Origin of the sequence: Streptomyces sp. NPDC048523, assembly GCF_043199815.1 — a bacterium.
Taxonomy (GTDB): domain Bacteria; phylum Actinomycetota; class Actinomycetes; order Streptomycetales; family Streptomycetaceae; genus Streptomyces.
Genome location: NZ_JBICWQ010000002.1, coordinates 1,090,988 through 1,110,071, shown reverse-complemented (window position 1 = coordinate 1,110,071; position 19,084 = coordinate 1,090,988). Strand labels below are relative to the sequence as shown.

General features: G+C 71.0%; 26 protein-coding genes. 8 read left to right on the top strand and 18 right to left on the bottom strand.

Annotated features, from left to right (window positions below; all coding sequences use genetic code 11):
- Positions 1 to 176: 176 nt before the first annotated feature.
- From chpG to ACGFWE_RS14060, 8 genes are all read left to right on the top strand, one after another.
- Positions 177 to 416 carry a chaplin ChpG gene (chpG, locus tag ACGFWE_RS14095; protein WP_352384114.1) on the top strand — a complete coding sequence of 80 codons (240 nt, stop codon included), beginning with the start codon at positions 177 to 179 and terminating at the stop codon, positions 414 to 416.
- A 156-nt stretch (positions 417 to 572) separates the two neighbouring features.
- On the top strand, positions 573 to 1,175 hold the full coding sequence (locus tag ACGFWE_RS14090) for a hypothetical protein (RefSeq protein ID WP_393600021.1): 603 nt from the start codon (positions 573 to 575) through the stop codon (positions 1,173 to 1,175).
- Between the two features lie 146 nt (positions 1,176 to 1,321).
- On the top strand, positions 1,322 to 1,603 hold the full coding sequence (locus ACGFWE_RS14085; protein WP_352384110.1) for a hypothetical protein: 282 nt from the start codon (positions 1,322 to 1,324) through the stop codon (positions 1,601 to 1,603).
- Positions 1,604 to 1,790: 187 nt separating this feature from the next.
- Positions 1,791 to 2,291, top strand: a complete 501-nt coding sequence (locus ACGFWE_RS14080; RefSeq protein WP_352384108.1) for a DUF5949 family protein — start codon at positions 1,791 to 1,793, stop codon at positions 2,289 to 2,291.
- A gap of 4 nt (positions 2,292 to 2,295) precedes the next feature.
- The gene (locus ACGFWE_RS14075; RefSeq protein WP_393600020.1) at positions 2,296 to 2,901 is read left to right on the top strand and encodes a vitamin K epoxide reductase family protein; all 606 of its coding nucleotides are present in this window, start codon (positions 2,296 to 2,298) and stop codon (positions 2,899 to 2,901) included.
- A 124-nt stretch (positions 2,902 to 3,025) separates the two neighbouring features.
- Entirely contained in the window at positions 3,026 to 3,538 is a 513-nt protein-coding gene (locus ACGFWE_RS14070) for a hypothetical protein (RefSeq protein WP_352384104.1), read from the top strand.
- A gap of 197 nt (positions 3,539 to 3,735) precedes the next feature.
- Positions 3,736 to 4,218, top strand: a complete 483-nt coding sequence (locus tag ACGFWE_RS14065) for a tyrosinase cofactor (RefSeq protein ID WP_393600019.1) — start codon at positions 3,736 to 3,738, stop codon at positions 4,216 to 4,218.
- A complete protein-coding gene (locus tag ACGFWE_RS14060) occupies positions 4,202 to 5,068 on the top strand; it encodes a tyrosinase family protein (protein ID WP_393600018.1) in 867 nt (288 codons plus the stop codon). Before ACGFWE_RS14065 ends, ACGFWE_RS14060 begins: the two co-directional genes overlap by 17 nt.
- Positions 5,069 to 5,180: 112 nt before the next feature.
- Here ACGFWE_RS14060 and ACGFWE_RS14055 read toward each other — a convergent pair whose 3' ends face one another.
- The 18 genes from ACGFWE_RS14055 to ACGFWE_RS13970 all read right to left on the bottom strand — a co-directional run bounded on the left by ACGFWE_RS14055 (position 5,181) and on the right by ACGFWE_RS13970 (position 19,080).
- Complete coding sequence (locus ACGFWE_RS14055) at positions 5,181 to 5,480, bottom strand: chaplin (RefSeq protein WP_352384098.1); 300 nt, start codon at positions 5,478 to 5,480, stop codon at positions 5,181 to 5,183.
- A gap of 152 nt (positions 5,481 to 5,632) precedes the next feature.
- Positions 5,633 to 6,601 (bottom strand): D-2-hydroxyacid dehydrogenase family protein, encoded by a 969-nt coding sequence (locus ACGFWE_RS14050; protein ID WP_352384096.1) that lies wholly within the window; start codon positions 6,599 to 6,601, stop codon positions 5,633 to 5,635.
- A 729-nt stretch (positions 6,602 to 7,330) separates the two neighbouring features.
- Positions 7,331 to 8,068, bottom strand: a complete 738-nt coding sequence (locus tag ACGFWE_RS14045; protein WP_393600017.1) for a hypothetical protein — start codon at positions 8,066 to 8,068, stop codon at positions 7,331 to 7,333.
- On the bottom strand, positions 8,065 to 8,568 hold the full coding sequence (locus ACGFWE_RS14040) for a hypothetical protein (RefSeq protein WP_393600016.1): 504 nt from the start codon (positions 8,566 to 8,568) through the stop codon (positions 8,065 to 8,067). Before ACGFWE_RS14040 ends, ACGFWE_RS14045 begins: the two co-directional genes overlap by 4 nt.
- The gene (locus ACGFWE_RS14035; RefSeq protein WP_393600015.1) at positions 8,565 to 9,065 is read right to left on the bottom strand and encodes a hypothetical protein; all 501 of its coding nucleotides are present in this window, start codon (positions 9,063 to 9,065) and stop codon (positions 8,565 to 8,567) included. The genes ACGFWE_RS14040 and ACGFWE_RS14035 overlap by 4 nt, the downstream gene beginning before the upstream one ends.
- Positions 9,062 to 9,289, bottom strand: coding sequence for a hypothetical protein (locus ACGFWE_RS14030; RefSeq protein WP_393600014.1), 228 nt, complete (start codon positions 9,287 to 9,289; stop codon positions 9,062 to 9,064). The genes ACGFWE_RS14035 and ACGFWE_RS14030 overlap by 4 nt, the downstream gene beginning before the upstream one ends.
- 99 nt (positions 9,290 to 9,388) lie before the next feature.
- Positions 9,389 to 10,630, bottom strand: a complete 1,242-nt coding sequence (locus ACGFWE_RS14025) for a helix-turn-helix domain-containing protein (RefSeq protein WP_393600013.1) — start codon at positions 10,628 to 10,630, stop codon at positions 9,389 to 9,391.
- Positions 10,631 to 10,741: 111 nt separating this feature from the next.
- Complete coding sequence (locus ACGFWE_RS14020; RefSeq protein ID WP_393600012.1) at positions 10,742 to 11,443, bottom strand: collagen-like protein; 702 nt, start codon at positions 11,441 to 11,443, stop codon at positions 10,742 to 10,744.
- Positions 11,440 to 11,772 carry a hypothetical protein gene (locus ACGFWE_RS14015; RefSeq protein ID WP_393600011.1) on the bottom strand — a complete coding sequence of 111 codons (333 nt, stop codon included), beginning with the start codon at positions 11,770 to 11,772 and terminating at the stop codon, positions 11,440 to 11,442. Before ACGFWE_RS14015 ends, ACGFWE_RS14020 begins: the two co-directional genes overlap by 4 nt.
- A 48-nt stretch (positions 11,773 to 11,820) precedes the next feature.
- Entirely contained in the window at positions 11,821 to 12,135 is a 315-nt protein-coding gene (locus ACGFWE_RS14010) for a hypothetical protein (protein WP_393600010.1), read from the bottom strand.
- Positions 12,136 to 12,192: 57 nt separating this feature from the next.
- Entirely contained in the window at positions 12,193 to 13,005 is an 813-nt protein-coding gene (locus ACGFWE_RS14005; protein ID WP_393600009.1) for a CHAP domain-containing protein, read from the bottom strand.
- Positions 13,002 to 13,262 (bottom strand): hypothetical protein, encoded by a 261-nt coding sequence (locus ACGFWE_RS14000; RefSeq protein WP_393600008.1) that lies wholly within the window; start codon positions 13,260 to 13,262, stop codon positions 13,002 to 13,004. The genes ACGFWE_RS14005 and ACGFWE_RS14000 overlap by 4 nt, the downstream gene beginning before the upstream one ends.
- Before the next feature lie 64 nt (positions 13,263 to 13,326).
- Positions 13,327 to 13,629 carry a hypothetical protein gene (locus ACGFWE_RS13995; protein WP_393600007.1) on the bottom strand — a complete coding sequence of 101 codons (303 nt, stop codon included), beginning with the start codon at positions 13,627 to 13,629 and terminating at the stop codon, positions 13,327 to 13,329.
- Between the two features lie 18 nt (positions 13,630 to 13,647).
- Complete coding sequence (locus ACGFWE_RS13990) at positions 13,648 to 15,480, bottom strand: glycerophosphodiester phosphodiesterase (RefSeq protein WP_393600006.1); 1,833 nt, start codon at positions 15,478 to 15,480, stop codon at positions 13,648 to 13,650.
- A 9-nt stretch (positions 15,481 to 15,489) separates the two neighbouring features.
- Positions 15,490 to 16,101, bottom strand: coding sequence for a hypothetical protein (locus ACGFWE_RS13985; protein WP_393600005.1), 612 nt, complete (start codon positions 16,099 to 16,101; stop codon positions 15,490 to 15,492).
- Between the two features lie 8 nt (positions 16,102 to 16,109).
- A complete protein-coding gene (locus tag ACGFWE_RS13980) occupies positions 16,110 to 17,042 on the bottom strand; it encodes a hypothetical protein (RefSeq protein WP_393600004.1) in 933 nt (310 codons plus the stop codon).
- Positions 17,039 to 18,220 carry a phage tail protein gene (locus ACGFWE_RS13975; RefSeq protein WP_393600003.1) on the bottom strand — a complete coding sequence of 394 codons (1,182 nt, stop codon included), beginning with the start codon at positions 18,218 to 18,220 and terminating at the stop codon, positions 17,039 to 17,041. The genes ACGFWE_RS13980 and ACGFWE_RS13975 overlap by 4 nt, the downstream gene beginning before the upstream one ends.
- A complete protein-coding gene (locus ACGFWE_RS13970) occupies positions 18,187 to 19,080 on the bottom strand; it encodes a hypothetical protein (RefSeq protein WP_393600002.1) in 894 nt (297 codons plus the stop codon). Before ACGFWE_RS13970 ends, ACGFWE_RS13975 begins: the two co-directional genes overlap by 34 nt.
- Positions 19,081 to 19,084 lie beyond the last annotated feature (4 nt).

Below are 19,084 nucleotides of genomic sequence, written 5' to 3'. Positions count from 1 at the left end.
CTCTAGCCGCGTTCCGGACTATTACTGTCAAACCGGTCATCCGTGTCGGAATCGCACACGCGGGATCCCGGTAGATCACCCCTTTGGCCGCACAACCCGCGAGGGCGCCGCGCGTTGACACAGCGCCGGGCATCCCCGCCCGGGTGTTTGCGTCAACCCCCAAGGAGCAACTCTCCATGTCGCGTATCGCGAAGGGCCTGGCCCTGACCTCCGTTGCCGCCGCGGCCGTCGCCGGTGGTGCGGGCATCGCCGTCGCCGACAGTGGCGCGCAGGCCGTCGCCGCTCACTCCCCGGGTGTGCTGTCGGGCAACGTCGTCCAGGTTCCGGTGCACGTGCCGGTCAACCTCTGCGGCAACACCGTCGACATCATCGCTCTGCTGAACCCGGCGTTCGGCAACCAGTGCGTGAACGACTGACGTTCACACGTCGCTCCGTCGGCCGGCCGCTCTCCCGTGTTTCGCGCGCGGAAGAGCGGCCGGTCTGCGTTTCCCCGAACGGGGGACACCGGTTGCGGGGCCCGGTGGGTGAATTCACGGTGGGCACAGATCCGATGCTCATCGAAAGGAACACCCATGCGTGGTCTGCCCGCACGGCGCATCGCGTCCACCGCACTGTGCGCCGCCCTGCTGGTCGGCACGGCCGGCCCGGCCGCCGTCGCCGCCGACCCGGCCCGGGAGCGCGCCCGTACGGCGTCCGGTGCGCCCCTGCCCGACGCGGACGCGCTCCTCGCCCAGGTGAAGAGCCTCGGTGACCTCGGCGGCGTACTCACCCCGGTCACCGACCTGCTGGACTCCGTGCTCAAGGCCGACAACGGCCAGCTCTCCGCCGCCGAGGCGAACCGGCTCGGCACCGCCGTGAAGGACGCCATCGCCAAGGCCACCACGACGGCCCCGGCCCTCCCGGCCGACACGCTCCCCGCCCCCACGAGGAGCGGTGTCAACGCGAGCGTGGCCCCCGCCGACGTCATCGGCGACGCGCTGGCCGCGCTGCAGAAGGCGATCGACGAGCTGATCAAGGCGGTGACCTCAGGAGACGCCGCTCAGGTGCCACCGGCGGTCACCGGCTCGGTGACGAGTCTCGTCAACACCGTCGCCGCGACCCTGCTGGGCGGCAAGCTGCCCAGACCGAGCCTGCCGGGCCCGCCGGGCCTTCCGGCGAACGGCCTGCCGAGCTAGCCCCGCGGCCCTTTCGCGCGGCCTTTCATGGAGCTCAGGGATCTCATATGAGGACTCACCGGGAGGGTTTCCGCTCCCGACGCAACTCGTTGGACACGGCGTCAGAATTCTCTCTGGCGACATGAGTTGCCGAAGAAAGGAACACGATGAAGTCCCTGAAGGCCGCTGCTGTCGTTGCCGGTTCCCTGGTCCTCGCCGGTGCCGCAGCGCCCGCGTTCGCCTACAACAACGCCGACCTCACGCCCACCAGCCTCAACGGCGCCGTGAACGCGCTCACCAGGGGTCCCATCGACGTGATGCCGCTGCAGCACCAGTCGGACGCGCTCGACACCGAGAACAAGGACTCCGTGCTCAACACCGTGAAGGGCGCGACCGAGGACCTGAACAACGACGGCGGCATTGTCGGCGTACTTCCCGTGGGCGGCTGACTCCGCTTTTCCCCGCACCGGATCCGTCCGGGAATGGGGCCGATTCCGTGGTGGCCGTCCGGGCCATGGGATCGGCCCTTCGCGCTGTTCGAGCCCGTCCCTCGTTCGTGTGGACGGACGGCGGCCCATCGGCCACACGGGTGAGAACGCGTCAGGCGGCCGTCCGGAGCGTCGTTAAGGTCGCCCGGTGACCTCAACCTCAAGCGAAACCCGGCCCTTCCGCTCCGCCGACCTGGGCACGATCGTCGTACTGCCCTGGAGCGGGGAGAACGCCGGCGGCGTCGACATCCCCCACCTCCTGGTCTGCTCCCTCGGGAACGCCGAGGGCGGTCCGGAGACGACGTCCGCAGCGGTCGAGCAGCTGCTGAGGGACAACGGCCTGCCGGTCGGCCGGGAGTTGGTCGACGGCATCGCCAGGCCCAGTCTCCCGGTCGGTCTGCTCGTCGTCGCGGGCCAGGCCGTCCTCACCATGCCGCGGCTCAACGTCCAGTGCACCGTGCCGCCGGAGTGGCTGGCGGCGGTCGACGCACGCGGCTTCGCCTACCTGATCTTCACCACCCGGGCCTGGCCGGAGGCCGCGCCGGGCGAGTCCGTCGCCCCGGCGACGCTCGCCGAGTTCGTCAACGCCGACGAGACCCTGGACGCCGCCGCGCACATCGTGCTGCCGGCCCGCAGCCTGCGCGCCTGACGCCGTGACCGCCCCGGGACAGCACCCGCGGGAACCCGCGGGCGCGGGCCGCGCCTTCGCCCTGCTGCTGGTGATCACGGGGACGGCCGGGCTGCTGGCCTCCTGGGTCATCACGCTCGACAAGTTCAAACTGCTCGAGGACCCGGACTTCACCCCAGGGTGCAGCCTCAACCCGGTGGTGTCCTGCGGCAGCGTCATGCGGAGCGACCAGGCCGCGGCCTTCGGGTTCCCCAACCCGATGCTGGGCCTGGTCGCCTACGGCATGGTGATCTGCGTCGGCGTGAGCCTGCTGGCGGGCGCCCGCTTCCCCCGCTGGTACTGGCTGGCCCTCGCGGCCGGCTGCCTGTTCGGCGTCGGGTTCGTGTCGTGGCTGCAGTTCGAGTCGCTGTACCGGATCAACGCGCTGTGCCTGTGGTGCTGTCTGGCGTGGGTCGCCACGATCCTGCTGTTCTGGTACGTCGTCGCGCACGCCGTACGCCACCGGTTCCTGCCCGCGCCCGGCCCGCTCAGGGCGTTCCTCGACGAGTTCGCCTGGGTGCCACCGGTGCTGCACACCGGGATCGTCGGAGTGCTGATCCTGACCCGCTGGTGGGACTTCTGGACGAGCTGACCGGCCGCTGTCGGTTCGTCGTACTACTGCGGCACCCGGGGGATTCTTGCGCTGGTGACCGCCCCAGGATCGTTACGCGGTACGGACGTTGAGCCCCCGAACCCTGAAAGGGACCGCACCTGCCATGAAGTCGACCCCCCGAACCCTTGCCGCCGTCGTCGCCGGCGTCGCGGCCGCCATGGGTGCCGCCGCCGCGCCCGCCGCCGCGGTCGGCACAGTCCCCGTCCCGGTGCCGCTGGAAGCCGCCGAGAAGAACCTCAACATGGAGCTGCCGAGCCTCAGCGGGGAGATCCCGCTGCCGCGGCCGGGCAAGCCCGACGGTCCGCAGTTCGTCGAGGGCCGGCTCCTTCCGGCGCGTACCGTCCCGCAGGTGCCGCTCACCGGCGGCCTGCCCGGCGCCGGCCTGCGCGCGCCCGTGCCCCACGTCCTCGGAGACGACTTCGACCACGTCGGAGTCGGCGTACCCGCCGCCGATCTGCGCACCCTGGCGCCCGGCCTGAGCGTGGACGCCCCGCTGACCCGGCCGAACCCCGACCACATGGGCCTGCCGGACACGAAGCTCCCGGAGGTGGGCATCCTCGCCCCGGTCCTGCAGACGGTGCCCGGCGCTGACCTGGGTATGGGACCGGGGCTCTAGGGTCGCGCCGACGCGGCGACGCGGCGACGCGGCGGCTCGGCGGTTCGGCGGTTCGGCGGTTCGGCACGAGGGCCGGGGCCCGGGGCATGGCGGCCCGGGCCCGTCGGCCTTCCGGGACCGCCTGGGCCGAAGGAGTGACCACGGGGGCCCTCGGGCGGTTACGGCTGTGTACATCGGAACCGGACGAGGAGTACACGATGGTCGTCAGCGTCGGTGGGGGAGTGGCGAGGGCCGAAACGGGGGCGGTGAGACCCCGGCCGGTGCGCACCGCGCGCCGGGACGCGGTGCGCGCGCTGCTCGCGACGGCCGCGGCCGTCGCGCTGGCCCCCGTCGTCGCTGCCTCCCGGCCCGAGCACCGGGCCGCGCACCCCGCGGACCCGGCCTTCGACTTCGACGAGATCCATCGCGGCCGGCGCATCCGCGGCCTGCGGATGATCACCGCCGGGTACCCCGCCGACGCCGTCCCGTGGCAGGTCACCGTGGACGGCCGACCGCTGCACCTCATGCGCCGCGCCGACGGCGGCTGGCTGAGCATGGTCGACCACTACCGCTCGTACCCGACCCCGCTGGAGGCGGCCCGCGCGGCCGTCGACGAGCTGGGGCCCGGGCAGCGGCTGCGCGACCTGGGGACCATGGCGGGCGACGCACACATGGGGGGACACCATGGTGTACACGCGTAAGGACGTCAGCACCCTCACCGCCACCGAGAAGCGGCGGTTCGTGAAGGCCCTGCTGGAGCTGAAACGGCGCGGCGAGTACGACGAGTTCGTGCGCACCCATATCCAGTACTACGTCTCCGACGGCGAGCACGGTCTGCGGACGGCCCACATGGCGCCCTCCTTCCTGCCCTGGCACCGCCGCTTCCTGCTGGACCTGGAGCGGGCGCTGCGCCGGGTGGACCCGTCGGTGACGGTGCCGTACTGGGACTGGACCCGGGACCGTGGGACGACGTCCGTGCCCTGGACCAAGGACCTCCTCGGCGGCAACGGGAGGCGCTCGGACCGCCAGGTGATGACCGGGCCGTTCGCCTACGCGAGCGGCAACTGGACTCTCACGGAGGGCGTCACCGACGGGCGGTTCCTCACCCGGGACCTCGGGCACGCCGCCGCTCCTCTCGCGCTGCCGACCAAAACCGAGCTGGAGGGGGCGCTCGCCGACCCCGTCTACGACGTCTCGCCCTGGAACTCGACGGTCACCAAGGGCTTCCGCAACAAGCTGGAGGGGTGGGGGAGCGGGCGGGGCAGTGCCGCCTGGCGCAACCACAACCGGGTGCACCGCTGGGTCGGCGGGGCCATGGTCGGCGGCGCGTCCGTCAACGACCCCGTGTTCTGGCTGCACCACGCCTTCATCGACCTGTGCTGGTACCGCTGGCAGCGCCGGCACGGCGGCGCCCGCTATCTGCCGGCGAGGCCGCCCGGCCCGGCGAGCGACCAGTACGAGCGGGTCGTGGCGCGGCACGAGAAGCTGCCGCCGTGGAACGTGACGCCGGATCAGCTCGAGGACGTCAGCGGGATCTACCGGTACGCCTGAGACCTGTGGCGGGCCCGCGGAGGTGGGCCCGCACATGGTCCCGCACATGGTCCCGGACATGGGGAGAGCCCCGGCGCTCGAGGTGCCGGGGCTCTTGTGCCGCGTAGGACGATCAGCCGCCGTAGCCGCTGTGCCCACCCGGGCCGGGGTTGCCCTTGTGGCTGTCGCCGCCACTGATGTTGGCGCAGGTGTTGCCGAAGGCCGGGTTCAGCAGGCCGACCACGTTGACGGTGTTACCGCACACGTTGACCGGGATGTGGATCGGAACCTGGACGACGTTGCCGGACAGGACGCCGGGCGAGCCGATGGCGGCGGCCTCGGCATTGGCGTCCGCCAGGGCCAGGCCGGCGCCGCCGATGACCACGGCACCGGCGCCGAGGGCGACTCCTGCTGCCTTCGCGATGCGAGACATCACGTTCTCCTTTTGACTCGGTAAGTGCGGCGGCAGGACGCGCCGTCGCACTCCCCCTTCAACGCGGAGGCTCACTCCTGGTAACGGCGTTCATGTGGGGATCACCCTTTCTGCGGTGGGGGACCGGGCATCGCTCTGGCGTGCGAGGGAAATCAGCTCGGACCGGTCAGCCGTCGTACGGGGGAACCCGCCAGGTAGGCCTGGATGTTCTCGACGGCCTGGCCGTAGTACGTCGTGTAGTTGGCCTGCGAGACATAGCCGAGGTGCGGGGTGGCGAGCAGGCGCGGTGCCGTGCGCATCGGGTGGTCGGCGGGGAGGGGCTCGGTGTCGAAGACGTCGACGCCCGCTCCGGCGATCCGGCCCTCGTGCAGGGCGGCGACGAGCGCGTCCTGGTCGACGATCGCCGCACGGGAGGTGTTGATCAGATAGGCGCCGGGCTTGAGGAGGGCGAGTTCGGCGGGGCCGAGCAGACCTCGGGTGCGGTCGCCGAGGGCGAGATGGACGGAGACGAAGTCGCCGGCGCGGAGGAGGTCGGGCAGGGAGGGGGCGAGTTCTACGCCCACCTCGTCGGCGCGCTCCTTCGTGAGGTTCCGGCTCCAGGCGCTGACCTGCATGCCGAAGGCGAGCCCGACCTGTGCCACCCTGCCGCCGATCTTCCCGAGGCCGAGCAGTCCGAGCCGGCGGCCGTGCAGGTCGGCGCCTACGGTGCTCTGCCAAGGACCGCCCGCGCGCAGGGCGTTGCTCTCCTCGACGATCCCGCGGGCCAGACCGAGCAGCAACGCCCAGGTCAGCTCGACCGGCGGGGTCGAGGAGCTCGCCGTACCGCAGACGGTGACCCCGTGTGCCTCGGCGGCCGCGTAGTCGATGACGGAGTTGCGCATGCCGGAGGCGATGAGCAGCTTCAGCCGGGGCAGCCGGGCGATGAGGGAGGCGGGGAAGGGGACGCGCTCGCGCAGGGTGACGACGATGTCGGCGTCGGCGAGCGCGGCCGCCAGGGCGTCCTCGTCGGCGAAGTGGGTGTCGTGGCACACGACGTCGACCCGGTCCGCGAGCGGAGACCAGTCGGCGAACTCGCTCGCCACCCGCTGGAAGTCGTCGAGCACGGCACAGTGCAGACGCATGTCGGTCCTTCCCCCTGCGTGATCCGGTCCGGGCTTGATCCGCTCAGGTGATCGACTCTACGCCGTGGCACTGTCAGCGGCGGTCGCGCATGATCTCGGCCGCCCAGGCGGGGCGTGATGTCGAGGTGGTGCCGGGGGCCGGCTCCGTGATGTCGGCTCCGGCGGTGCTGGTCCGCCCGAGCCCGATGCCGGTCGCACGACGGCATGTCCGCCGCAACGCGCCTCTGCTGCAAGAAGGAGCCATCGGTAGGCCGTACGGCCCATCCGGACTGGGGAAACACGATGTGTAGCGGTGCGCCCCCGGCAGGACTCGAACCTGCGGCCAAGCGCTTAGAAGGTGCGCGGGCCTAAGCGATGTGCTCACCTGCGTTTTCGCAGGTCGCTCGCGAACGAAAATCGCCGAAGCGCTTGCCCTCATTTTCGCGGCTCTGACGGAAACTCTGGCCGGATATCGTTCCTGGTCAGAGACACGAAACCGCCCCGGTCGCCCATGGTAGGGCGCCGGGGCGGCCGGGCGCGCTCCGCCATCTGGACGGAGTCGGAACCTCGCGCGAGTGTGCCTTCACGCCCGTGCGGGGGGCGGGGCGTACCCGCCAGTAACGATGCCTGTGTGTGGCACCGATCGACAACGTTGTGATCGTTTTGGTCGGGTCAAAACTTCGGTACGCGGTGATGCGGGGCGGCCGGCGGGTTACGAAGGGGGAGCACGTCACCGCCGACCGCCCCTGTCTATGAGCGCCGAGCGAGCTCGTGCTCGAGGTCGACGAACGTGCAGTCGTACAACGCGCGGACGAGCTGTGACGCGATCGTCCAGTCGATCGCCGGTTGCTCCCCGAAGAGAACCGTGTCACCTCCGACACGCCGCGGCCCGAACGCCCCAGGGGCGTACCGCTGCCCATGAACGGCGCACACCTCGGACCGGCCGACCCGCACGGCCACAGCGCCGCGCCACAAGTGCGGACACTGAGCACGCGCGATCGGAACACACGCCCGGCAGATCGGCGGGTGAGTGGTCGTCAAATCGTGCGGCCACCCCTTCCAGTCGCTACGCCGGTCCTCGAGCAGCCACAGCACGCCGTCGTCGTCCCTGTCGGCCGGCTCGCCGCACACCTGGCACAGCTCGTGCCGCATCGCGAGGCGCTGCCGGCCGGGATGCACCTCGGCGTACAGCGGGCGGCCGCGGCCGCGCAGATCGAGGGAGCGCTGCCAGAGCACCCCGCGTTCGCGGTCGTCGGGCACCTCGCCCACGTAGCCGATCCCGCCCGTCAGTCGAGGGACGACGGTCGGCGCGGCGATCGCCTTTTCGCTCGACCACGTCGCGATGAACGGTACGACCGTGGGGCGCTGCCGACAGCGGTCATGCGTGAAGAAGGTGGGCCGGTCGTCCTCATCCGGTCGGCTGCTCCTGTGCCGCTTGTGCGGCTCGTCGGGCTTGATCTGGTCGTCGCAGATCGTGCACGCCTTCACGACTCGGCACCCCCGACCCGCAACTCGAGGGGGCGCCGGCCGACGTCCGCGAGGGCGAGGTGCATGCGCCCGAGCCCGTACTGACTCTCTCGGTACTCGTCGACCTCGGCGACCGAGGCGACCGTCGACAGCTCGTCGAGCCCGACCTCGAGCAGCGCGCGGCCGCAACTCTCGAGGGCGCGCACCCATGGCGGGCGGGCGATCTTGAGCGCATACGAGCAGCCGGGGAACCACATCAGCGCCTCGGCCCCCCGCACGCCCAGACGCACGCCGACCTCGGGGACGGGCGAGCCGGCCGGGGCGCCGCCGAGCGACACCGCGACTCGGCGCATGGTGTGCTCGACGACGCCCGGGTCGACGCCCTCGGCCCGCTGCGCCGGGTACGTCAGCATGAGCGCGGGGTAGAGCTCGCCGCTCTGTGTTTGGCCGATCCACGTGCGCACGTTGAGGAACACGATCAGGTCGAGCGTCACGGGCTCGACAGCAGCGTTAGCGGTCACCGGGCGCCTTCCATGTGAAGCGCTGCGAGCACCGCGGCGTACGACTCGTGCAGCATGTCGGCGTCGGTGAGCGGCCCGCCGTCGCGCGGCGAGACGATCCACGAGTGCGCCCTAAGCGTGTGGGGGGCGACGGTCGCGGGGTGCGGCACGGCGACGAGCGCGCCTTCGGTGAGCACTTCGCTGTCGGGCAGGTGCCACTCGGCGGCCGACCCGACCGGCACGAGAACGTCGACGCCGTCGGGGGTGTGCTGTGCCGGCCCGACGGCGAGGTCGGCGGCGCGCATGTGCGCTACGACCTTCCAACCGATCGCGCGCGGCAGACGGACGACGTCCCACCCCTTGCCGACGGGCAGTTCGGCGAGTTCACCGCGTTCCCACGCGGCGAGTGCGCCGGTTGGTTTGCCGCCGGATTCTCTGACCCAGTTCAGCGGCGTGAACCCGTTAAACCCGCCGGACGCGAGGCGGGCGTCGGTGATCTTGCGCGGCTCCTCGGTCACCTGACGACCTCCGGGCGTGCCGGCGGCTGCTGTTCAGGAACCAGTACGAGGGTGGCGCGCAGTTGCGCGAAGAGCGCCTCGGCCTCGGCGCGCGCGAGCACGAGGTCGGGATAATCCTGCGGCTCGTCGAGGTCGTACAGGGTGAGTGGTACGCGAACCTCGCCCGTTCGCCTGTCGCAAGCGGGCGTCGAGCCGCGGCGCAGCGATGCGTGTAAGCGGGACATTGTGACCCCCGGTCGGTAGTCGCTGAGTGACGTACCGTAAAGCGACTACCGACCGGTAACGGGTACAGACTGTACCCCTGTCCCAACCTGTACCCCTGGTCAGACGGCCGTCGGGACCCCGATCGACTCGGCGAGCCGGCTCGCTTCGCCTCGCATAGCGCGAGGGGCGTGCCGCCACAGATCGGCAGCCACGGACCGGGCCGACGGGGTGTACGCGACGGTTTCGGCGCCGATCTCGTACGCCATCTTCATCACCATCAGCGCCGCCGTACGGTCGCCCCGTTGCAGGTGTCCGCGTGCTACCTCGACCCACAGTCGGGCCTTACGTTCGACGGACGGCATCACGTCGGGGTCGATGTCGTCGGCGAGCCCGATCGCCCGCGCCGACTTCCGTAGGTCGGTGGCGACACTGACCGCGTGGAAGTCAACGTTGGCGCGGCCGAACACGGTCGAGGGGTGCACGTACGAAGCGGGCAGACTCTTCGCGACCTGGTCGCCCTTGTCCCAGTAGCGCCACGCGTCGCCTTCGCGGCCGTCGCGGGCGACAGTCACGGCGGCGTGCAGTTGTAGCGCCCCGTACACGCCTCGCCAGTCGTCCGGGGAGCCGTCGAGGTGCGGGCGGATCAGGTCGGCCGCCTCGGTGACGACGCGTAGTGCTTCCTCGGGGTAGCTCGTCTCTCGCAGGATGTTGCCGAGATTCCATGCCGCGGCGGCGATCGCGTCCGGTCGGTCTGCTTCCTGCGCCGCGGTAAGCGCGCGGTCGGCGACGACCCAGGCGAGTTCGGCCGGAGCGACGTACGCCGTCGCCTGCCCGGTGAGCCGATAGATATCCGACAGGGCGACCAGGGCGGCACGCCGCTCGGTGCCGTCAAGGGAACGCACTGCTGCCTCGCCGTCGCGGATCAGGTCGGGCAGTAGCGCTGTCACCTCCGATCGGTTGTGCTGCGAGGTGTGCCACAGGTTCCAAGACTGATCAACGCGGCCTTGCAGTACGGCCGGGTCGAACGGCTGTCGACGTGCAGGTGCGCCGAGGGACAGAGGGCGATTCATCACAGCGGCCCATACGTCGGGCAGCCCGGGGTGAGAGAGCCGGCCCGTCTGTACGGGTTGTGCCGGGCCGTTGGCGTCCCCGGTGATCGCTGAGAGATCCGAGAGTTGCAGCGCGGCGCCGAGCCGCACGAGCAGCGTGTGATGCCTTAGCTCACGCTCGCCTGTCTCGATCTTCTTCAGCCACTCGACGCCGCGTCCGCACATCTGCGCAAGTGCCTCGCGGGTAAGGCCACGGGATTCCCGCAGCATCCGAATCCGTTCACCTGTGCTGAGTTCGCCGGACGAGTCCATGCCGCTCCTTCACGTGCCGGTGCCGTATCGCCAGAGTACGGCTGCCGTCAACGGCAGCAGAATGCAAAAGAACGCCCCTGCCCGGCCGTGAGGCCAGACAGGGGCGCACGCTCATGCAATGCGGCGTCGCTCGGCCGGTAGACCGAGCAGCGATTGCGAAGAGCTCGGCGACGGCGACGGGTCACTCGGCTGTGGGGCGCCGTCGCGTCGGCACACGAGAGCGTCGGGGTCCCAATCGGGTGCCTGCAAGCTGTACCCCGAGGGACACGTCTGCCCGTCGCGCCCGTCGACGCCGTCGCGCCCGTCCTCGCCGTCTTGCCCGTCCTCGCCGTCTTGCCCGTCCGCACCGGGCGGGCCCGCCGGTCCGGTCGGCCCCGGCGGGCCCGCGGGCCCGGTCACGGTCGCGCCCGGCTCGCCCTGGTCGCCCTGCGGTCCCGCCGGACCGGGGGACGGGCTCGCGTTGCGGCCCGGCTCGCCCTGGTCGCCCTTCGCCCCCCGCGGGCCCGCCGGCCCCGGGATCGGTACGGGTACCTCGGCCCGGTCGGGCAAGTTCTCGACCGCCCGCGAAGGGTCCGGGGCGGCCGGTGTCTTGCCCTCGGCCTTGATCTGCTCGCGCAGCACGCGCACGTCGCCGGCGAGCGTGCTCACGGCGTCGCCTCGCAAGTCGGCCTCGGCCGCGAGAGCTTCGGCCCGACCCGCTTCGGCGTCGATCCGCAGCCACACGAGAACGACCGCCCCCGACAGCACGAGCAGCACGGCAGCGACCGCGAGCGATCGCCACCGGTGCGCGAGAGCTTCCTGAGTGCGCGTCACGTGGGCTGTCCTCCTAGCTCGACGATCCGCTCACGCAGCCGGCCGTTCTCGGCCGTGAGCGTCGTGATCTGCCCCTGTAGCGCCGCCTTATCGGCTCGCTCACTTGCGAGCTCGGCGTACGCGGCCGCGAGCAGCCGCTCGTTCTCGACGATCTTCGTCTGCAACTTGTCGCGCTCTTCCTGCAAGTTGTCGACGAGCGTCGAGTAACCGCCGAGCACAGCGCCCGACTGCTGTGCGGCGTTCGCGCCGCGGTGTCCCATCAGCGCGGCGCCGGCCGCTGCGAGCCCGACCACGATCGCGCCGACCGCGCTGAGCGTCGCAGCGTCCACGCGCTACCTCCGGTTGTGCGGGGTGTGACTGCGGCCGAACGGCCGAGGTCACCCGTTGCCGGTCTGCCCGGTGTGCGGCGTCGAGTCGACCGGCTCGAGCGCCTGCCACTTCGGGTACGACGGCGGCCGCGCCCACCCGAGCAGCACGCCCGCAACCGTCTGGAGCGCGGTACCGGGCAGTCGCTCGCCGAGCCACTCGAGCAGCCGGAACACGAAGTAGTAGGCGACGCCGAGCCCGACAGTCACCGCGCCCGTGACGGTCGCAGAGTCGATCTCGATCCCGGCTCGCACGGCGAGGGTGAGCAGCCACCCGACGACGAACGGCACGGCGGTGCGCATGAACGATACGAACAGAGCGGGCATGAGCCGCCCCCTTCCGGTGATGGGTGAGCCCGGCCGCCCAGCGGCGGCCGGGCAAGATCAGGCGACGACGTCGAACCCGTGCTTCGAGGCGAGCCTCTTGAGAGTCGTCGCGCCGGGCGTGCCGTCGGCGTCGCCGCCCGGCTCGGTCCCGTGGAATCCGCAACGCTGCTGCCACAGGGAGTACGCCGACTTCGTCGCGGTGCCGAAATGCCCGTCGGCGTAGCCGGCGGCGAGCAGCTTCTCGGCGACGAGTGCCTGCTCGACGACCTTCGTCGGCGCGTAGCTGACCGGCGTTCCCCGCTTCGGCGGGTCGACCTTCGACGCCTTGACGAGCTTCGCGAGGGACACCTGCGGCCGCTTCGTGTCCGACGAGCTGCCGGTCGCCGGCTTCGGCGCCGGCTTGTACTTCGGGCGGCCGAACCCGGCGATATCGGCGACGACCCGTACGCGCCGCGCGCACACGTTGAGGCTGTTGCCCTCGATCGTGTAGACGTACCGGTAGTCGGCCGAGACGCCGGTGACGATCCCGACATGGTCGATCGTGCCGATCTCGCTCGAGCCGCCCCAGTCGAAAAAGATCACGTCGCCGCGGCGTATGCCGCTGTTCTTGATCCCGTTCGTCATGGCGTGCCATGAACCGGCCGCCTTGAAGCGGGCGGCGTGCGCCACCGTGTACGCGAAGTCGGTCCCGAAGAGCACGGCGTCGCGTTCGTCGGCCTGCGTCGCCCAGTACGTCACGGCGGCGTCGCACCACGGGAACTGATAGTTGTACGCGCTGCCGTTGCGCTCGCGGTACCACTGTTGGATGTGGTTCGGTTCGCCGAGCCCGAGCGACTTCTCGGCGGCCGCGATCATTCCCTCGAGGCTCATGCGGACTCGCCCCCGCCCGCGGTGTCGGCGGCGTCCTGGTCGGCCGCTTCGCCGTCGACGTCGGCGGCCGGCTCGGCGTCCTGGTCGACGAGCTCGGGCCCGGTGTAGAACCCCGCCATGTCGGCCGGGCCGTGCGCCTCGGCGAGCAACTCCTCTTCGTTCGGCACGGTCGGCCCGTTGCCGGTACGCGTGAGGTGCTGCGCCTGCTCGTGCTGGTCGGCGAGCCGATCGGGGATCGGCCGTTCTGTGTCACCCATGGGTGAGCCCTCTCTTCCGGGCATGAAAAAAGCCCCTCGCGGGGCGTCGGATGATGAGCGGTGATCAGGCAGCGGGGTCGGTCGTCCCCGGGTCAGTCGGCGCCGGGTCGGTCGAGCTGCCGCCGTCGGCGGCCGGCTGCGGCAGCCATGTCCACCAGTAGAGTTCGCCGCGGTCGAGGGTGCCGAGGTCGTCGGTGTACTCGAGGGACTGCCGCCATTCGATGCGCGGCCCGTCCTCGATCACGCGGACATTGATCGAGGTTTCCGACCACACGTGAGAGACGATCGCCGGGGCGACGTCGGCGCCGTTGTTGACGGCCTGGTCCATCGGGACGAGCACGACTTGACCGACGGTAGGTACGGGCATGTCTGCCTCCTATGGGGGTTAGGTGGTCGTGATGCTCTGCACGTAGATCAGCCCGGTCTGTGTCGAGGTGTAGTTACGGCCGACGAACAGGTACCAAGGGACCCGGTACGTCGAGTCGGTGACTGTGATCGTCAGCCCTGATACCTCGGGCACCGAGAGCGTGATCTGCGTCGCCGTGATCACGACGCGCAGCGTGTACGTGGTGTTTGCCGAAAGCGCCGTACCGGTCGCGGTGTTCGCGAGCTGCGTCGACGTGCTGGCCGCTTTGTCGTCGCGATAGATGCGCAGAGAGCGGTCGTTGGAGACTTGGCAGGTGTAGCCGTTGTGCAGGATCGACGTTCCCGACAGCACGGTCGCGTCGTCGTCGGCGCCGAGGTGCACGGAGAACAACGACCATCCCGTCGAGCCGGCAACCGGGAACGAGAACTTCACGTCGATCGTGGTCGTGGCAGGAGCCGGCGACACTTCGCCGGCGAGCATCACGACCGCGTCGGCGGCCGCACTCGACGCCGGCGGCGACAGTGGGATGCGTCCGGACGCGTCGAGGACCGGGCGCGCGGCGCCCGACGAGACGTAGCCGTAGCCCCACTGACCGGACGAGAACGAGCTCGCCGTGCGCCGCGCCACGCGGCCGCTGACATAGCCGGGGTAATCGGTGATGATGCCGCGGCAGCCGAGCGCGAGCGCCCGGTCGCGTTCCTTGCGGCGTACGAGAGTGTGCGCCCACACGCCGAGCGGGTAGCCCTGTGCGATCGCCGCCGTGATCTGCGCGTCAGTGCCGGCGATATCGAGGTCGAGCAGATCGGCGCCGCTCGCCTTGATCGTGGCGGCGCTGTCAGTGGCCATTTGCGACGCCGATCGCCACAGGTGAGCCAGACACCCCGCGTTCTTGATCGTCGGGATCACGGTCGGATCGTTCGTGTTGATCAGCACGGCCCTTTCGAGGCGCCGAGCCTTGATCATGTTCGCGAGGGCGGTCACGCCGGCCGCGTTCTTCGCTTCGACGGTCATCACGCGGCGGCCGCCGAGGTCGTCGAGGATCTGCTCGACTGTGTGCAGCGGCAGATCGGGCGCCGATGCGGCGAACCATGCCGACGGGTCCGAGCGGATGAGCCCCCACTGCGCCGCGTTGTACAGGGAGACGTTCCCGCTCGCCTTCGTGGTGCGGTCGACGGTGCTGTCGTGCATGAGCACGGGCGTACCGTCGCCGATCACCTGCGAGTCGAGGTCGAGGACGTCGGCCCACGGCATCGCGCCCCGCAGTGCGGCGAGGGTGTTCTCGGGCGCTTCGCCGGCGCCGCCGCGGTGCGCGTCGTAGACGATGCTCGGCAGCGTGTCGACGGTCGCGGCAGTCGGCAGCCGCGACGAGACTGCGGCGACCGCTTCGCTCGCGTCCTGCGCCGCCTGTTGGGCTGCATCCTGTGCGGCATCGGCGAGGCTGGTCGCCGATTCCGCGGCCGCGGAAGCGTTCGACGCTGCGCTCTGTGCTGCCGTCGCTGCGTCCTCGGCGGCCGCGGCGGTGCTCGCGGCGCTCGTCGCTGTCTGCAACGCCTCGATCGGTACCTCGCGGCCGGCCTGATACCACGTCACCGTGCGGCCGCCGGTCGCGTTGTAGACGTACTCGATCTGTGGCCACTCGCACATGAACGTACGGATAGCGCCGGGCGCTTCGCTGTCGGCCGGGTTCGACCGTAGCCCGCTGATAGGTGTGGTCCCGTCGGACTCGTACAGGGCGGTCACTGACTGCCCGGTGCCGGCGACCCGCACGTCGACGGGATAGTCGGGCACGACGTCGCCGGTCGAGGTAGTCAGTACGGTGTCGGCGGTGCCGCCGTAGGTGTAGAGAGTCATGCCGCGCGGTCAGTCCTTCCAATACGAGCCGCTGATGTCCACCCACGGAACGCCGCTACCGTCTTGGGAGAACCAGACGATCGAGCCGACACCGCCGAGGCTGGAGCCCGAGACGTCGCCGAGAACCTCCACGCGCCCCACGCCGACGACGGGGTCGCCTGAGATCCCGGACCCGCCGGCCCAAGAGGCGTAGGTCGCAGGGCGGCAGTCGGCCGGGACGTCGCCGATCTTGACTCCCGATACGGGAAACACGGTCCCGTCGGTGCGGACGATGCGGCCGCGCAAGTGCACCCGTTGACCCATGAGCCGTACCTGCGGCTGAAACTCGCCCGCCTGATACCCGCTCGCCAGAGACACCGGTCGCCATGCGGGCAACGGTTCGTAGATCGTCGCCCAGACGTTAGACGTCGCACTCGTCTTGACCCATGTGGACCCGTCCTCGGCTGAGACGACCGTGTGCAGGGGCGCGCTCGCGTACTGCGAGTCGCGCTCGGCCTTGTCGACGACGTGCTGCACTAGGTGCGGGTCGATCGCGAGCCCGAGCTCGGCGAGGGAGCCGGGCCCTACCGGTGCGTCACCTCCCCCGGGGATCGGCAGTTTCGCGTATCCGACGGTTGCCATAGGGCCCCCTAGCTGAACGTGATGGTGATCGCGCCGCCGCTGAGACTGAGGTAGTCGCGGCTGCCGCTCGCGTAGATCGCGAGCCCTTTCGCCGAGCCGGACGCGAGCGCCGAGCGCCACGACGCCGGCAGCGTCGCCGAGCCGGTCGCACCGACCGACAGGGAGAGCAGATCTTCGGGCCCGTCGCCGAGGTTGAGCTGCCCCGAGGGCGCTGAGCTGTAGCTGTGCAGGTACAGGTGAAGCGGCCGCTTCGCGTTGACGCCCGAGCCGGTGCGCCGCGTGAACTTGACCGTCATCTTCGACACGGTCTTGCCCGAGCACGCGTCGGTGATCTTCGAGCCGTAGAAGAAGGCGCCGCGCCGGTTGCCCCGCCCGGTCCAGTCCCCTTGCGTCGGGTACGACGCATAGTCATCCGGGCGGCCGCCGCGCCAAGTGCCCGTATCGGTCGGCGTGATCGTCACGGGCTTCGGCGCCCGGTCGGGGGGAGCGCTCGGGCTCGTGTCGGACTGCGAGGCGAGCTGAAAGTACAGCTCGACCTTTCCCTCGGCGTTCTTCCGAACGAAGGGCACGGTCGCCTGTTGCCACCCCGAGCCGCTCGGCGCCGCCGTTCCCCACGTTGCCGCCCGCACGACTTGCTCGTCGAGGGCGACCTCTTTCGAGAGCGCCTTGATCGTGTCCTCATCCAGCGGGCCCGGGTCGGCGCCGAGTCGCCACATGACGACGGGCTTCGCCCCGAGCTTCACCGCGACCCAATCGCCCGCGTTCCTGTTGCGGTACGAGTCGGAACACTGCACGTCGATCAGCAGCGCCCCGGACACGGACACGTTCACGCCCGTATCGGTGACGTCGATGACCTCGCCCGACACGATGCCCGATCCTGTCGTTGCGCCCTTCGCGAGGGCGAGATCTTCCCCGAGTGCACGCGCTGCCTCGCTGGTCAATTCAGCCTCCGGGCGGTCGTCCTGGTCGTGCAGCTCATCGAGGCGCCGCCGAGGCTGTACGAGAGAGAGTCGATGATGTGGCGTTGCCACTCACCGGGGCGCACCTCGACCTCGACGACGTCGCCGGGCTCGAGCCCCGGGTGACAGACCGAGGTGAAAGAGATCGCCGACTGGACGCCGAGCGAGTCGGCGAGCTTCGCCCGGCCGACTGCGTCCGCTTGCGCAGCCGAGGTGATCAGCGCCGACGAGTACCGCTCGACGCGCAGCCGGACCCACGGCATACCGAGACGCTGCGGGGCGAGCGGGTCGTCGATCGGGTCGGGCCCGGCGTACGTAACGCTCGCCGGGTTGTCGTCCCACGCGAACACCGGGCCGACCGCGGCCGCGCCGTCGCCGGCGTCACCCGAGATCACCCAGACGTTCACGAGCCCCTCGGCCGACTCGCGCTCGGCCGGCTTGACCAGGGCGACGCCGTGCGGGATGCGCCACACGACCGGGTCGTCGAGGGTGGGCACCGGTGCCATGGTCGGGATGCCCCGGGCGTCACAGAAGAACTCGCCGCCGATCGCCGCGGCGATCCCGGTCGAGTTGCCCGAGCTGTCGGTGCCCGAGCTGAGCGCCTGCCAACGATCCTCGTCGACGACGAACTGCGGCACTGCGGTGTCGGGGTCGACGCCCGGCCGCCATGACACGGGCAGACCGGGCAGCGCCTCGCCGACGAGCGTCGGCACGATCGCCCCCGCGGAGTCCGCGGCGATCGTCCGCGCGGTCGGGAACTTCGCGCCCCTGATCGAGTCCTCGAGCCCGAGCAGATCGACCGAGGCGCCGAGCGCCGTGCGCTCGACGCCGTCGACGACGTACACACCTGCCGGCACCCAATACGGGTCCATGCGCGGGCCCGCGATCCCCTGCCACAGCCGCACTTGCGTGATCGCCGAGTTGATCCCGTAGCGGCCGCGGGGAACGCCGAGCAGCTCGGCCGAAGCGCTGTAGCGACACTCGGCGTTGCGGTCCCCGCGTACCTCGCTGTCGCCGACCTTCGCCGGGTTCCAAGTGCGGCCGCCGTCGACGGACCACTCGGCCCGCCGCGGCCGCCGCGAGGCGCCCGTGATCGCCCGCTGCGCCTCGGGGGTGAGCGGCAGCATCAGGTGACGCCGTTCGTCGACAGCGACGCCCACGACGGGTACGAAGCGGCGACCGCGTCCCATGTGGCGAAGCGGTCGGCGACGACGTCCCACGACCAACCCGGCAGCCGCATCGGCTGCCCGGTCGCGTCCGGCCGCTCGACCGGGTCGATCGTCCAGCCGAACCGGTACCCCTCGGACGAGCCGAGCTTGCCGGTCGGCGTCGGCCCGGTGATATCGCCGGGCACGTGGAAGCTGTCGGGGAAGAGGTACGCCGGCCTCGCCTGCGCGAGCAGCACGCCCGACCGCAGCAGCGCGCGCATGCGGTCGACGTCCTCGGGCGCGACGTCGACGACGATCTGCACCGACTCGGCCGCGTGCTCGTCGTACGCGACCGCCCGGTACGGGCTGCCGGCGACGTCGGCAGAGTCCTGCCGGCCGGCCGCCGTCGCCCCCGACCAGTCGACGAGCATCGCGCGCATGGACAGAGCCGGCTCGTCGAGCGACTTGATCCACAGATCGCGGTCGTCGCCCGGCTCGGGAGCCGGCACGGTGACGGCGAGGCTCGACGACGGGCCCGTGCTGCCGTCCGCGTAGATCGCTGTCGCGGTGTAGACGACGCCGACGCCGAGGGGCGCCTCGGCGTCGTATGCCGTGCCGGCGCCCTCGACCGCCCATGCCGTGTCGCCGCTGCGCACGGCGACCGGCACGGCTGCGGCCGGGTCCTGTCGGACGATCCGAACGCGCATCACCTCGGCGGCGTCGGCGAGCGGCGCGTCGCCGGCGGAGTAGTCCACCGACAGCACGACGCCCGCCCACAGTGGATCGACGATCGCGGCGAACCACCCGTCGGGAGAGACGACGCGAGTCGGCTGAGTGATCTGCGGCGCCGTCGGGTCGACGATCATCGGCATGGGG